The organism is Rhizobium sophorae (assembly GCF_013087515.1).
Taxonomy (GTDB): Bacteria; Pseudomonadota; Alphaproteobacteria; order Rhizobiales; family Rhizobiaceae; genus Rhizobium; species Rhizobium sophorae.
Genome location: NZ_JABFCN010000046.1, coordinates 19,727 through 33,379 on the forward strand (window position 1 = coordinate 19,727; position 13,653 = coordinate 33,379).

Annotated in this window: 11 protein-coding genes; 6 read left to right on the plus strand and 5 right to left on the minus strand. The window is 61.4% G+C overall.

The genetic code is table 11. From position 1 onward, the window contains the following. Window positions 1-522 precede the first annotated feature (522 nt). Entirely contained in the window at window positions 523-1,443 is a 921-nt protein-coding gene (gene ypfJ, locus G9X64_RS24410) for a KPN_02809 family neutral zinc metallopeptidase (RefSeq protein ID WP_171377526.1), read from the plus strand. Window positions 1,444-1,499: 56 nt separating this feature from the next. On the opposite strand, the gene G9X64_RS24415 is transcribed toward ypfJ, so the two are convergent. Continuing rightward, a complete protein-coding gene (locus G9X64_RS24415) occupies window positions 1,500-2,495 on the minus strand; it encodes an aldo/keto reductase (protein WP_171377527.1) in 996 nt (331 codons plus the stop codon). Between the two features lie 401 nt (window positions 2,496-2,896). On the opposite strand from G9X64_RS24415, the gene G9X64_RS24420 reads away from it, so the two are divergent. Both G9X64_RS24420 and G9X64_RS24425 read left to right on the plus strand, forming a co-directional pair. Continuing rightward, the gene (locus tag G9X64_RS24420; RefSeq protein ID WP_171377528.1) at window positions 2,897-4,141 is read left to right on the plus strand and encodes a TCR/Tet family MFS transporter; all 1,245 of its coding nucleotides are present in this window, start codon (window positions 2,897-2,899) and stop codon (window positions 4,139-4,141) included. Window positions 4,142-4,283: 142 nt separating this feature from the next. Further along, complete coding sequence (locus G9X64_RS24425) at window positions 4,284-5,687, plus strand: MATE family efflux transporter (protein ID WP_171377529.1); 1,404 nt, start codon at window positions 4,284-4,286, stop codon at window positions 5,685-5,687. An 18-nt stretch (window positions 5,688-5,705) separates the two neighbouring features. Here the strand turns inward: G9X64_RS24425 and G9X64_RS24430 are convergent, their stop codons facing one another. Both G9X64_RS24430 and carA read right to left on the minus strand, forming a co-directional pair. Continuing rightward, window positions 5,706-6,026: an antibiotic biosynthesis monooxygenase family protein gene (locus G9X64_RS24430; protein ID WP_130700865.1), complete on the minus strand. Its 321-nt coding sequence runs from the start codon at window positions 6,024-6,026 to the stop codon at window positions 5,706-5,708. Window positions 6,027-6,251: 225 nt separating this feature from the next. Continuing rightward, complete coding sequence (gene carA, locus G9X64_RS24435) at window positions 6,252-7,457, minus strand: glutamine-hydrolyzing carbamoyl-phosphate synthase small subunit (protein WP_171377622.1); 1,206 nt, start codon at window positions 7,455-7,457, stop codon at window positions 6,252-6,254. A gap of 269 nt (window positions 7,458-7,726) precedes the next feature. Between carA and G9X64_RS24440 the strand changes: the two genes are divergently transcribed. Continuing rightward, a complete protein-coding gene (locus G9X64_RS24440) occupies window positions 7,727-8,182 on the plus strand; it encodes a GatB/YqeY domain-containing protein (protein ID WP_003541620.1) in 456 nt (151 codons plus the stop codon). Window positions 8,183-8,185: 3 nt separating this feature from the next. Here G9X64_RS24440 and G9X64_RS24445 read toward each other — a convergent pair whose 3' ends face one another. Both G9X64_RS24445 and G9X64_RS24450 read right to left on the minus strand, forming a co-directional pair. Then, window positions 8,186-9,076, minus strand: a complete 891-nt coding sequence (locus tag G9X64_RS24445; RefSeq protein ID WP_171377530.1) for a hypothetical protein — start codon at window positions 9,074-9,076, stop codon at window positions 8,186-8,188. A 308-nt stretch (window positions 9,077-9,384) separates the two neighbouring features. Next, window positions 9,385-9,684: a hypothetical protein gene (locus G9X64_RS24450; protein WP_168310689.1), complete on the minus strand. Its 300-nt coding sequence runs from the start codon at window positions 9,682-9,684 to the stop codon at window positions 9,385-9,387. Window positions 9,685-9,744: 60 nt separating this feature from the next. On the opposite strand from G9X64_RS24450, the gene dnaG reads away from it, so the two are divergent. Together dnaG and recQ are read left to right on the plus strand one after the other, a co-directional pair. Beyond that, window positions 9,745-11,754 (plus strand): DNA primase, encoded by a 2,010-nt coding sequence (dnaG, locus tag G9X64_RS24455; RefSeq protein WP_171377531.1) that lies wholly within the window; start codon window positions 9,745-9,747, stop codon window positions 11,752-11,754. After that, window positions 11,754-13,619, plus strand: a complete 1,866-nt coding sequence (recQ, locus tag G9X64_RS24460) for a DNA helicase RecQ (RefSeq protein WP_171377532.1) — start codon at window positions 11,754-11,756, stop codon at window positions 13,617-13,619. The genes dnaG and recQ overlap by 1 nt, the downstream gene beginning before the upstream one ends. Window positions 13,620-13,653 lie beyond the last annotated feature (34 nt).

A 13,653-nucleotide genomic window follows, 5' to 3' on the forward strand; every position in this document is an offset into this window, starting at 1 on the left:
TTTTCAGGCTAGAAGCGGCTTATAGGCAAATGTATTTGCAAACGGAACCCCATAAATCGCGGAATCGACAGGAATCCAACACGGCGCGAAAGGCTATTTCTCGTCAGGCACAACCGGCACCCCGGATTTCGCCGCTACGCTCCGGATTGATGATGGCTTCCGGCGCTTCCTCAAGTCCGATCCGCCTGGATATCGGCGGCTCAAACATGATCCTATCACGGACGACGAGATCCGGGGCCGCGGCCGTGGGTGAAGGGTTCACAGATGCGGGTCCGCTCATTCCTTTACGGGAATAATATCATGCCCCCATACCGTGGAAAAGGAGTTGGCGCGCCAAGAGGAGGGAAAGTCGCAAGGCACGGCCCCCACAGCGCCGGACATAAAGGGACAGCACAACCAGCTCAACGAACAAGTGAGGCCGCCCAGGCGTTTGTTTTCGGTGCGAATGAAGTCGCTGGAATTCCGGCCGTCGACGGATATATAGATTGAGTGCAAGCACGGGCCTTGCCGGGGAGAGCGAAAATGGAATGGAGAGGCCGACGTCAGTCAGACAATGTCGAGGATCGCCGCGGCGGTCCCTCCGGTGGCGGTTTCGGCCGCGGCGGTGGCTTCAATTTTCCCTCCGGGGGCGGCGTTCGCCGCGCCGGCGGGGGCTTGAGCATCGGCACGATCATTTTCCTTGTCGTCATCTATTTCATCTTCAAGATGATGGGCATCGATCTGCTGCAGGTGCTCGACAGCGGCGGCACGACGAGTGGTCCCGGCTACGAGCAGAGCCAGTCCGGCGGAACACGCACGCCCGCCAACGACGAGATGACTGCGTTTATGCGCACCGTCCTTGCCGAGACCGAGGATACCTGGCAGGGCATCTTCCAGGCGCAGGGCCAAAATTACGAGGAGCCACGCCTCGTGCTGTTCTCGGGCTCGACGGCATCGGCCTGCGGCTCCGCATCATCTGCAACAGGTCCGTTCTACTGCCCGAGCGACCACAAGGTCTATCTCGATACCGAATTCTTCCAGGAGCTTTCCGACCGGTTTGGTGCGTCGGGCGATTTCGCGGAGGCCTATGTCATCGCCCATGAGGTCGGCCATCACGTGCAGAACCTGCTCGGCATCCTGCCGAAGTTCAACCAGGCCCGTCAGCGCATGAGCGAGGCCGACGCCAACAAGATGTCGGTGCGCGTCGAGCTGCAGGCCGATTGCTTTGCCGGCATCTGGGGCAAATATACCCAGCAGAAAGGCCTGCTCGAGTCAGGCGATCTGGAGGAAGCGCTGAACGCAGCCCAGCAGATCGGTGACGATTCGCTGCAGAAGCGGTCACAGGGTTATGTCGTCCCGGAAAGTTTCAACCACGGTACCTCGGAGCAGCGGGTCAAATGGTTCAAGCGCGGCTTCGACAGCGGCCAGCTGTCGGCCTGCGATACGTTCTCGGGACCGGTTTGAGGAGAGATGAAGGGGCGCATGGCACAAAGCACATCGCAGCCCCTTCGATCTCTCGGTTACTTCTCACTATCCATATGCTGCAGCATATGCTCGGGATAACGCCCACCTGCGGCCGCATCTTTCGGCACGGCCCCTTCGATAGCTTCGAAATCTTCTGGTGACAGGTCGACGGCGCGTGAGCCGAGCGCCTCTGTCAGCCGGTCGCGGCGGCGAGCGCCGATGATCGGGACGATGTCCTTGCCCTTGGCGGCGACCCAGGCGATGGCGATCTGGGCGACCGAGACACTCTTTGCCACGGCGATCTCGCGCAGCTTCTCCACCAGAGCGAGGTTCTGCTCGATGTTGCCTTCCTGGAAGCGCGGGCTGTAGGCCCGGAAATCGCCGGCCGTTCCGCCCTGGCCCTTCTGCCAGTGGCCGCTGATCAGGCCGCGCGAGAGCACGCCGTAGGCGGTGATGGAAATGCCGAGTTCGCGTGTCGTGGGCAGGATCTTCTCCTCGATGCCGCGCGAGATCAGCGAATATTCGATCTGCAGGTCGACGATCGGGGCGACAGCGGCGGCGCGGCGGATCGTATCGGCGCCGACTTCCGACAGGCCGATATGCCTGACATAACCTGCCTTGACCATGTCGGCGATGGCGCCGACCGTGTCCTCGATCGGCACGTTCGGATCGAGGCGGGCCGGGCGGTAGATGTCGATATAATCGACACCGAGGCGCTGCAGCGTATAGCTGAGGAAGTTCTTCACCGCGACCGGACGGGCATCGATACCATTCCAGCCGCCGACGGGATCACGCAGGCCGCCGAACTTGACACTGAGGACGGCGTTCTCGCGCCTGCGGCCCTTCAATGCCTCGCCGATCAGCATTTCGTTATGGCCCATGCCGTAGAAATCGCCGGTGTCGAGCAGGTTGATGCCGGCATCGAGCGCGGCATGGATCGTCGCGATGCTTTCTGCGCGATCGGATGGGCCGTACATGCCCGACATGCCCATGCAGCCGAGGCCGATGGCCGAGACTTCGGGTCCGGTCTTTCCCAAACGATAGGTCTGCAACTGTCTTCTCCTTATTCTGCTCCGCGGCGCGATCGCACACTCGCGCCGGGCGTCGCCATCCATGCTGCTGTTCTACCGCTTTCGCATTCGGGCGATAATCGGAGAGTTTCAAAACAGGCTGTGCGGGGTAATGCACAATGACCGGTCCCTCTTGTAATCTGGATGCCATCGCGGCGATTGCAAGGGAACGCATCGCCCGACGATCCGCTGGGCGGCTCTTGATTATCTGAAGCTGGAACGGCAACGCGCTCACGGGTTGAGGCCTCTTCATAATTTCCCGTTCAGTGCATTATCAAAAACTTTGAAATGTTCATGGATTGTTTCGGTTTCCCTTCCGCGCTATGTCTCTTCTGCGGCGACGAGATCGTCTTTCCAGAAAACAACCGCTGTAGAGATGCCTCATGCTTGACCCGAAATTCGTGCGCCGCGGCCTGTTCCTGGTTTTCGTCATCCTCTTCCTCGACATTATCGGCATCGCCATCATCATGCCGGTGTTGCCCGCCTTTCTGGAGCAGCTGACCGGCGGCAGCGTCAGCGATGCGGCGATCGACGGCGGCTGGCTGATGCTCGTCTATGCCGGCATGCAATTCCTGTTCGCGCCGCTGCTCGGGAACCTGTCCGACCGTTTCGGCCGCCGGCCGATCCTTTTGCTTTCGGTGCTGACCTTCGCGATCGATAATTTCATCTGCGGCATCGCCACCAGCTTCTGGATGCTGTTCGTCGGCCGCGTGCTTGCCGGCATCAGCGGCGGCAGCTTTGCCACCTGCTCGGCCTATATCGCCGATATCAGCACTGAGGAGAACCGGGCGAAGAATTTCGGGCTGATCGGCATCGCCTTCGGCGTCGGCTTCACCATCGGCCCCGTCGTCGGCGGGGTCCTCGGCGAATTCGGCCCGCCTGTACCGTTCCTCGGCGCGGCTGCGCTATCGCTTGTCAATTTCATCGCCGCCTGCTTCCTGCTGCCGGAAACGCTGGAGGCGAAGAACCGCCGCCGGTTCGAGTGGAAACGCGCCAATCCGCTCGGCGCGTTGCGCCAGATGCGCCACTACCCCGGCATCGGCTGGGTCAGTCTCGTCATGTTCCTATTCTTCCTGGCGCATGCCGTCTATCCCTCGGTCTGGTCGTTCGTCTCGACCTATCGCTACGGCTGGAGCGAGGGTCAGATCGGCCTGTCTCTCGGCATCTACGGGATTGGTGCTGCGCTCGTCATGGGGCTGGTCCTGCCGCGCATCGTGCCTCTGCTCGGCGAATGGAAGACGGCGCTTCTCGGCCTCTGCTTTTCAGCTGCAGGACTGACCGGCTATGCCTTCGCCTGGGAGGGCTGGATGGTTTATGTCGTCATCGTTGCGACCGTCATCGAAAACGTGGCCGACCCGCCGCTGCGCAGCATCGCCGCCGGCATGGTGCCGCCGTCGGCGCAGGGCGAGCTGCAGGGCGCGCTGACCAGCCTCAGCAGCATCACCACCATTGTCGGACCACTGATCTTCACGCAGATGTTTTCCTATTTCACGCGGCCTGAGGCGCCCGTCACTTTTGCCGGCGCGCCGTATCTCACGGCCGCCGTGCTCATCCTTCTGGCCGCCGTAGTATTCCTCACAAGGGTTCGGGTGAGGGAGCCGGCCGAGGCGCTGGAAGCGACGGGCTGATCGATCAGAAATGGTGATGCGATGATGAATTTTTCATCATCTGCCTGTTTGGGGGTGGTTCTTCTCCGGGCTTTGATCTAAGCCCGGATGATATTTCGCCGCAAGCTGCGGCGACGCCTATTTCAATCACAGGACTGGTGTCATGGACACGCCGATCGACGCGCGCAGGCTTGCGCCGATAAACGATAATCGTTGGAGTGCACATTTCCGTGCAACGCTGGCGCTCGGCATTCCGCTGATCGGCGCTCAGCTCGCGCAGCTCGGTATCCACACCACCGATGTGATGATCGTCGGCCGCCTCGGCGCCGAGCAGCTGGCGGCGATGGTGCTGTCGGCGCAGTTCCTGTTCACGATCCTCATCTTCGGTTCGGGCTTTGCCATCGCCGTCATTCCAATGGTGGCGCACGCCTATGGCCGCGGCGACGTCGTCTCGGTGCGCCGATCGCTGCGCATGGGTCTCTGGGTGGTGATCGGATTTTGGATCATCATGCAACCGGCCTTCTTCAATGCGGAACAGATCCTGCTCTTTGCGCAGCAGAAGCCCGAGGTGGCCAAGCTCGCCCATGGGTATATCATGATCGGCCAGTTCGGCGTGCTGCCTGGCCTGCTCTTCAATGTCATGCGTTCGCTCGTCAGCGCCATCGGCAAGGCGGGCATCATCCTCAACGTCACCATCGCCACGCTGGTGATGAACGCGATCTTCGCCTATATGCTCGTGCTCGGCCATTTCGGTTTTCCGGCGATGGGGCTCGAGGGCGCGGCGATCGTGTCGGTCGTCGTGCAGACAGCCGGCTTCCTCTTCATCCTGGCTTTCGTGCAGCGGAGGGAAGAGACGCGGCGCTACGAGATCTTCGTGCGGTTCTGGAAACCCGACTGGCACGCGCTGCTGGAGGTCATCCGGCTCGGTTTCCCGATCAGCGTTACCCTCCTTGCCGAGGTCAGCCTGTTCACGGTGGCCTCGCTGCTGATGGGCTATATCGGCACCATCGAACTCGCCGCTCATGGCATTGCCCTGCAATGGGCCTCGATCGCCTTCATGATCCCGCTCGGCCTCAGCCAGGCGGCGACGGTGCGCGTCGGTGTCGCGCACGGGCAGGGCGATTATCAGGGGCTGGTGCGCGCTTCGATCATGGTTGTTGTCATCGCCTGCGCCATCTCGGCAGTCGGCTCGGTGCTCTTTGCCACCATGCCGCAATTCCTCGGTAGCTGGTTCCTCGACGTCAATTCGCCCGAAGCGTCCGAAGTGCTTGCTTATGCCGGGCCGCTGATCGTCGTTGCCGGGTTTTTCCAGCTCGTCGACGGGCTGCAGGTGGTTGCCAATGGATTGCTGCGCGGTCTCAAGGACGCACGTGTGCCGATGATCATGGCGTTGATCGCCTATTGGCCGATCGGCTTCTTCCTCGCCTGGGCCTTTGCCTTCCCGCTCGGTTTTGGCGGCATCGGCATCTGGTTCGGTTTCCTTGTCGGGCTGGCGGCCGCTGCCGTCATGCTCTGTGCACGCTTCTACCTTCTCCTTCGCCGCGAAGGAGCGACGGCCGGTGCCTGAGCCGGCCGTTCTTTACCCTCAAGCCGCGACAGGTTTATAGCTGGCGATATCGGCACGAATGCCGAGGCGCGCAAACATTTCCTGCGGATCGAAATTGGCGGCTTTATGAGCGGCCGCCACGGCTGCTCGCGCGCGCTCGACGACTTCGGTATTTTCCCATTCGGCAATCGTGACGAAATTGAATTCGCCTGGACCGGCGACCTGCTCCAGCACCCTGTGATCGATGAACCCGTCCTGCACTTCCAGCAGCTTGTGGGTCATCATCACTTTGACGAGAAATTCCTCTCGCGCCGCTGCCGGCACGATGAACTTGTCCACTCGAAAGAAAGCTCCGCTCATCCATTTTCTCCTGCATCGATGTTTGCAGGCAGATCTGTAATTCCTCAACTTAAGCTGAGGTCAAGAGGCGGATAAAGAAAGGGCCCGGCCGCTGCATAATTCCTCAAATCGGAATCGATTTAAGGAATTATGCAGTAATTCAAAGTGTTACAGCGTCCTTTGCGCGTCTGAAAAGACGCGCGGCGCTGTAAGCGGGCCTTCATCGGAAATCGCTATCGCTTGAAATCAGCGTTCGGCGAGCGCCGGTTCGCCCTTCTTTTCGCGCACCATGTTGATGAAGCGACGGAAGAGATAGTGGCTGTCCTGCGGGCCCGGAGAGGCTTCCGGATGGTGCTGGACGGAGAAGACCTGCTTGCCGAGGACGCGCAGGCCGCAATTGGTGCCGTCGAAAAGCGAAATATGAGTCTCTTCAACGCCATCCGGCAGCGACTTCGAGTCGACTGCGAAGCCGTGGTTCATCGAGACGATCTCGACCTTGCCGGTCGTATGGTCCTTGACCGGGTGGTTGGCGCCGTGATGGCCCTGATGCATCTTCTCAGTCTTCGCGCCGAGTGCCAGGCCCAGCATCTGGTGGCCGAGGCAGATGCCGAAGACCGGGATATCGGTCTTGATCAGCGTCTTGATCACAGGCACGGCATAGTCGCCGGTTGCCGCCGGATCGCCCGGGCCGTTCGACAGGAAGATGCCGTCCGGCTGCATGGCGAGTACGTCTTCGGCGCTCGTTGCGGCCGGCATGACAGTCACCTTGCAGTCGAGGCCGGCAAACAGGCGCAGGATGTTGCGCTTGACCCCGTAATCGAGGCAGACGACGTGGTATTTCGCGTCTGTCGCCTTGAGTTCACCGTAACCTTCGTTCCACACCCACGGCGTTTCGGTCCAATGCGAGGACTGGCCCGAGGAGGCGATCTTGGCGAGGTCGAGACCTTCGAGGCCGCTCCAGGCTTTGGCTTCGGCCTTCAGCGTCTCGATATCGAAGACGCCGTTCGGATCGTGGGCGATGACCGCGTTCGGAGCGCCGTTCTCACGGATCCAGGCGGTCAGCGCGCGCGTGTCGATGCCGCAGAGACCGATGACGCCGCGCGCCTTCAGCCATTGGTCGAGGTGCTTGGCGGCGCGGTAGTTCGAGGGTTCAGTGATGTCGGCCTTGAAGATGACGCCGACGGCGCCATGGCGGGCGGCGGGCGTCAGATCCTCGATGTCTTCATCATTGGTGCCGATATTGCCAATATGCGGGAAGGTGAAGGTGACGATCTGGCCGAGATAGGAGGGGTCCGTCAGGATCTCCTCATAGCCGGTGAGCGCTGTGTTGAAGACGACTTCGGCCGGCACCTTGCCGGTGGCGCCGATGCCCTTGCCTTCGATAACCGTGCCGTCGGCAAGAACGAGCAGGGCGGTCGGCTTTTCGATTGTCCAGGGTGCTGTCGCGGTCATCTTCATCCCGTTTCCGGCAGGTGGGCGCGTTGTCGCGCTCGTCGCCATTTGATTTCGCAGGCGTGTGGACACGGCAATGCCGCGCGCTTCAGGCCTGATCACGAATTTTGGTGCAGGTGGCGGTAAATAGCCACGCAATCGCTTAGCGTCAATCTTTGTAGCCGAGATCGTGGCCGTTTTCCTGCGCTTTATCGCATCGACCGCGCAATTTATTTGATCCGCCGCATCAGCGTGGTTTATGAAGCGGCATCAAAACAGGAGTGAAGACCATGCTGCGCGATCAACTCGCCACCCAGCTGAAAGAGGCGATGAAGGCCAAGAATGCGGAGCGGCTTTCCACCGTCCGGCTGATTCAGGCCGCGGTCAAGGACCGCGATATCGCCAACCGGGGCACCGGCAAGGAGCAGGCGAGCGACGACGAAATCCTGCAGATCCTCGCCAAGATGGTGAAGCAGCGCGACGAATCGGCAAAGATCTACGAGGAGAATTCCCGGCCGGAGCTCGCCGCCAAGGAGCGCGCCGAAATCATCGTCATCCAGGATTTCATGCCGAAGCAGCTTTCGGACAGCGAAGTGCGCGCCAACGTCTCGGCGATCATCGCCGAGACAGGTGCCGCGGGTGCCAAGGACATGGGCAAGGTGATGGCGGCGTTGAAGGAGCGTTACGCCGGCCAGATGGATTTCGCCAAGGCGTCGGCGACCGTCAAGGAACTATTGAACGGATAAGCCTCAGATAACCTTTCTTGCCTGCGGTTCGTCAAGGACCGCAGGCCCGAGCACCGCTTCGGCGGCGGCATCGATGATGGCGAATTTCGCCGCCTGATAATTCCAATATTCACGGATGAAGTGGGCCGACAGCCAGAAGTCGCCCTTGCGGGAGGGTTCCGTCCAGCCGATGCTCTCCATGGTCGCTGCCTGCGTCAGAAGCCGCTTCAGGTGGGTGTTGGAGATCATGAACTGTTCGCGGATTTCCCTAAGCGACAGAGGGCCGAGCACGACGCGGTCGGCCGTCCTTGGAAATTTGGGAAGGCGCGAGATCAGGTAGTCCATCACCAGCCCGCCGGTGTTCGCCCAGTTGAAGAGGTTGAACGTGGCGCCCGGACTGCGCACCCGTTCGCTGCCGATGATCGCCCTGGCGATCAGCGGCTGGATCGCTGCCATCATCGCCGAGGGATCGGCGGCAATCTTATCCGCGCGCTTACCGCCGTCGAGGCTGTCGAGGATCATCATATGGGTGACGAGCCATCGGGTGAAATGCTGCTCGGCGATTTCGGTGGGCTCCAGGTAGCGTGTGCGCTTGTCGGGGCCGGGAACGGCTCGCAGGAAGCGATAGGCCAGCATTTCCTGCATGAAGGCCGCGGCCGTATTGCGGCTGGCAATGTCGTTCCTGACCGCGAAATCGATGAAGCGGCCGGAATAGAGGCCGCCGCTCTTTCCGTCTTCGGAATAACCGTAATGAAGCGCGAAGCCGGCATGGGCCATCAGCCAGCGCTGTTGCGCGGCGAAGATCGAGGCGATGCGCGGGCTCTCACGATAGATGGCGAGCATCTGATCGGCGCAATGCAAGATCGCAGCGAGAAAGCGATCGTCGGCTGCAAGATTATCCGCGGTAAAAGCCATTTGGAGAGGTCCAGGGAGTTCGGCGCATACATCTTTCATGCAAGCGCCGCCTGTCAACGGTTTTATCGATAAGCGGTTAATTTCAAAGGGAGAGTTGTCGCAAGGAGAGCCAAAATTTAAGAAGGCAGGAGCTGGGGGCGCTCCTGCCTTCTTGCTCTTTGCTTCCACCGGCACGCAGGGCCGAAGCCCAAGCCGGAGGGTATTTGCAAAGGCACCCTTGCGAAGCGGCGCCGGGGGTAGGGATGGTGCTTCGCTCGGGGATCGCTTTGTTGAGATCGAACTTATTGCGGGCTGGCTGCATATTCAAATTACAAAAAAATAATGATTGGCGAAAACGGCGGTTTGATGGGCATTAAAGCGGAGGCTGAGTTGTTGGCTTGAAGACGGGGATGCTCAAATATAGGAATGAATAACTTACTGTTTTTAAATGACTTACTCAAATTTTTCGAAAAACTGCGGCTCTTCGTTGAGCACTCGCGGCGATGGAGTCGCCGGTCAGCGGGGACAATAATGTCGCACCCCTGTCGCAGGGGCGATAACGTGTTGTTGATTGGAAAACCGACGTCGCAGGCAACGGATGCACTTGCCTGTGAATAGCGGGTTTTCATGACAAGTTTCGTGGCATGGAGCGCCAAAGCAGCTTATATGGAGAGTACCAAGAGGTATAAATGCGCTTTTCCAACACCTTTCTCGATGAGATCCGCGACCGCGTTCCGATTTCGAACGTGATCGCGCGCCGCGTCAGCTGGGACAAGCGCAAGACCAACGTGTCGCGCGGCGATTACTGGGCCTGCTGCCCGTTCCACGGCGAGAAATCGCCGAGCTTCCACTGCGAGGACCGAAAGGGCCGCTACCACTGCTTCGGCTGCGGCGTCACCGGAGACCATTTCCGCTTCCTGACAGAACTTGAAGGCCTGAGTTTCCCCGAGGCGGTACAGCAGATCGCCGACATGGCCGGCGTGCCGATGCCGCTTGCCGATCCTGTGATGGAGAAACGCGAGAAGGAGCGCGGCTCGCTGATCGACGTCATGGAAATGGCGACACAATTTTTCCAGGACCAGCTGCAGACGGCGAATGGGGCGAGGGCGCGCGCTTATCTGCGCGACCGCGGATTGACGGGGCGTACCATCGAGACCTTCCGTCTCGGCTATGCGCCCGACAGCCGCAATGCGCTCAAGGAATTCCTCGCCGGAAAGGGTGTCTCCAAGGAGCAGATCGAGGCCTGCGGTCTGGTCGTCCATGAAAACGTGCCGGTTTCCTACGATCGTTTCCGCGACCGCATCATGTTCCCGATCCTTTCGTCGCGTGAAAAGGTGATCGCTTTCGGCGGCCGCGCCATGTCGGCTGACGCGCCGGCCAAATATCTGAACTCCAACGAGACGGAGCTCTTCCACAAGGGCAATGTCCTTTACAATTTCGCCCGTGCGCGGCGCGCCATCCAGGGACCGGGTCGCGGCGATCCTCAGGACGAGAATGCGACCGGCACCATCATCGCCGTCGAAGGCTATATGGACGTGATCGCGCTCTATCAGGCGGGCATCGAGAATGCCGTCGCGCCGCTCGGCACGGCGCTCACTGAAAACCAGCTCGAGCTGCTCTGGAAGATGGTGCCGCAACCGGTGCTCTGCTTCGACGGCGACGGCGCCGGCATCCGCGCCGCCAATCGCGCCGCCGAACTGGCATTGCCGCATCTGAAGCCCGGCCGTTCCGTTCGCTTCGCGCTTCTGCCCGATGGCAAGGATCCCGACGATCTCGTGCGCGATGACGGGCGCGCTCCTTTCGACAAGGTGATGAGCCAGGCAAAGCCGCTCTCCGAGATGCTGTGGAGCCGGGAGGTCAACACCGGCAAGTTCGACACGCCCGAGGCGCGCGCCGAGCTCGAGGCGCGGCTGAAGCAACTGGTCGCCGTCATCGCCGACGAGAACGTCCGCCGCCACTACCAGCAGGATATTCGCGATCGGCTGAACGCCTTCTTCCAGCCGCAGTTCCAGAACCGCAACAATGGCGATCGCCGCGGCGGCTTCAACGGCAACGGCAATTACCGGACGGGCCGCGACAATGCGGGCAAGGCAGGGCCGAAAAGCCCGAGCGTCATTTCCGAAAGGCTCGCCCGATCGGGTCCCGTGCGCGGCCACCAGAACAATACGGCGCTGCGCGAAAGCGTGCTGGCGCTGACCGTCGTCAATCACCCCTCGCTGATGATCGACGATTATGACGAGATCGCCGCGATCGAATATGACAGCCGCGAGCTGCAACGGCTCTGGTCGGCGATGCTGGGGGCAGCCGCTGCCGTTGCCGGCCCGCATCTGACGCGCGAATATCTGACCGAAAGGTTGGAATTCGAGGGCTTTGGCCCGCTTATCAAAAGCCTCGACCAGCAGGTGCGCAATGCCCGGCTGTGGATCGCGACCGAGCAGGCGGCGATGGAGGATGCGCGTGAGGGATACCGCCAGGCACTGGCCTCCCACAAGCGGGCGAAGGCGCTGCGCCGGCAGAAGATCGAGCTCGAGCGCGAGATCGCGCTGGCAACCGAAGCCGGCGACGGCGAGGCGATCGTTCAACTGATGCGAGCGCAGCAGGAAGTGCATTTCGAAGGGGTGCGCCTTGAGAACCAGGAAGCCATCATCGATGGCTTCGGCGTGCTTTCCGGCCGCGTCAAAGGGGCGGCGAACCACTGATGTCGCTGACTGAACAGGATGAACCGGGTTTTTCCGCTTCCGGCGCGCTGTTTTCTTCCGACCGCTCGCCGCTCGATATTCTCAAGCAGGTCTATGGCTATTCCTCCTTCCGCGGCAAGCAGCAGCAGGTCGTCGAACACGTGGTTTCCGGCGGCGATGCGGTCGTGCTCTTTCCCACAGGTGCGGGTAAATCGCTGTGCTTCCAGATTCCCGCGCTCTGCCGCAACGGCGTCGGCATCGTCGTTTCGCCGCTGATTGCGCTGATGCGCGATCAGGTGGAGGCGATGAAGCAGCTCGGCATCCGGGCGGCCGCGCTCAATTCGTCGCTGTCGCGCGAGGAGTTCGTCGAGGTTCGCCGCGCGCTTTCGGCAGGCCAACTCGACCTTCTCTACGTGACGCCCGAGCGCATTTTGACCGATGGTTTCCGCGATCTGATCGCCAACGAGAAGATCGCGCTGTTTGCCATCGACGAGGCCCATTGCGTCTCGCAATGGGGCCATGATTTCCGGCCGGAATATCGTGCGCTCGGCCGGCTCGGCGAGCAATATCCCGGTGTGCCCAGAGTGGCGCTGACGGCGACGGCCGATCCGCATACGCGCGACGACATCATCGAGCGGCTGGGGCTCGATGCCGCCCGGATCTTCACCACCAGTTTCGACCGACCGAACATTGCCTACGAGATCGTCGAGCGTGATCAGCCGCGCCAGCAGCTGTTGCGGTTCCTGTCCGGTCACAAGGGTGACAGCGGCATCGTCTATTGCCTGTCGCGCGCCAAGGTCGAGGATACGGCCGAATGGCTGAACGGGCAGGGCATTCGCGCGCTTGCCTATCATGCCGGCATGGACAGGGCGGTTCGTGACGCCAATCAGGATGCCTTCCTGAAAGAAGAGAACCTTTGCCTGGTCGCCACCGTCGCCTTCGGCATGGGCATCGACAAGCCGAACGTGCGTTATGTCGCCCATCTCGACCTGCCGGGTTCTGTGGAAGCCTATTATCAGGAGACGGGGCGCGCCGGGCGCGACGGTCTGCCGTCCGAGGTCTGGATGGCCTATGGTATGGCCGACGTGATCCAGCGCGGCCGGATGATCGACGAGGGCAGTGCCGCCGCCGAAATCAAGCGGGTCGAGCGCGCCAAGCTCAACGCATTGCTGGCGATTTGCGAGACCGCCTCCTGCCGCCGCCAGGCGATCCTCGCCCATTTCGGCGAGGCGCATGCCGGCCAATGCGGCAATTGCGACACCTGCCTGAAACCGGTGGAGACCTGGGAGGGCACCGAGGCGGCGATCAAAGCGCTGGCCGCCATCTATCGCACCGGCGAGCGTTTCGGCGCTGGCCATGTCGTCGACGTGCTCCTCGGCAACGTCAACGAAAAGACCGAACGTTTCGGCCACACCGACATGCCGGTCTTCGGCGCCGGCAAGGATATTCCGGCGCGCGTCTGGCAGTCGGTCTTCCGCCAGTTGCTTGCCATGGGGCTGATCCGCGTCGACCACGAAGCCTTCGGGGCGCTGAAGCTCGAGCCGGAGGCGCGCTCCGTCTTCAAGCATGAGCGGCCGGTATTCTTCCGCAAGGACCGGCCGGCCTCGGAACGGCGCACGAAGAAGGCGGAACGCAGCGAGCGCAAATCGGCACTATCAGGCGCCGACGGCACTCTCTTCGAAGCGCTCAGGGCCGAGCGCATGGCGATCGCGAAATCGCTCGGCGTGCCGCCCTATGTCGTCTTTCCCGATACGACGCTGATCGCCTTTGCCACCGAGAAGCCGCGCAGCCGCAAGGAATTGCTCGCCATATCAGGCGTCGGGCAGGCGAAGCTCGAACGCTACGGCGATGCCTTCCTGGAGATCATCCTCTCGCACGACCAGTAGTTCGCGGAGATTGGCGATGGACCCGATCCCGGAG

Excerpts from the sequence above, each read along its gene's own strand:
- ypfJ (WP_171377526.1), top strand. The coding sequence starts at position 523 with ATGGAATGGAGAGGCCGACGTCAGTCAGACAATGTCGAGGATCGCCGC.
- G9X64_RS24420 (WP_171377528.1), top strand. The coding sequence starts at position 2,897 with ATGCTTGACCCGAAATTCGTGCGCCGCGGCCTGTTCCTGGTTTTCGTC.
- G9X64_RS24425 (WP_171377529.1), top strand. The coding sequence starts at position 4,284 with ATGGACACGCCGATCGACGCGCGCAGGCTTGCGCCGATAAACGATAAT.
- G9X64_RS24430 (WP_130700865.1), bottom strand. The coding sequence starts at position 6,026 with ATGAGCGGAGCTTTCTTTCGAGTGGACAAGTTCATCGTGCCGGCAGCG.
- carA (WP_171377622.1), bottom strand. The coding sequence starts at position 7,457 with ATGACCGCGACAGCACCCTGGACAATCGAAAAGCCGACCGCCCTGCTC.
- G9X64_RS24440 (WP_003541620.1), top strand. The coding sequence starts at position 7,727 with ATGCTGCGCGATCAACTCGCCACCCAGCTGAAAGAGGCGATGAAGGCC.
- G9X64_RS24445 (WP_171377530.1), bottom strand. The coding sequence starts at position 9,076 with ATGGCTTTTACCGCGGATAATCTTGCAGCCGACGATCGCTTTCTCGCT.
- G9X64_RS24450 (WP_168310689.1), bottom strand. The coding sequence starts at position 9,684 with ATGAAAACCCGCTATTCACAGGCAAGTGCATCCGTTGCCTGCGACGTC.
- dnaG (WP_171377531.1), top strand. The coding sequence starts at position 9,745 with ATGCGCTTTTCCAACACCTTTCTCGATGAGATCCGCGACCGCGTTCCG.
- recQ (WP_171377532.1), top strand. The coding sequence starts at position 11,754 with ATGTCGCTGACTGAACAGGATGAACCGGGTTTTTCCGCTTCCGGCGCG.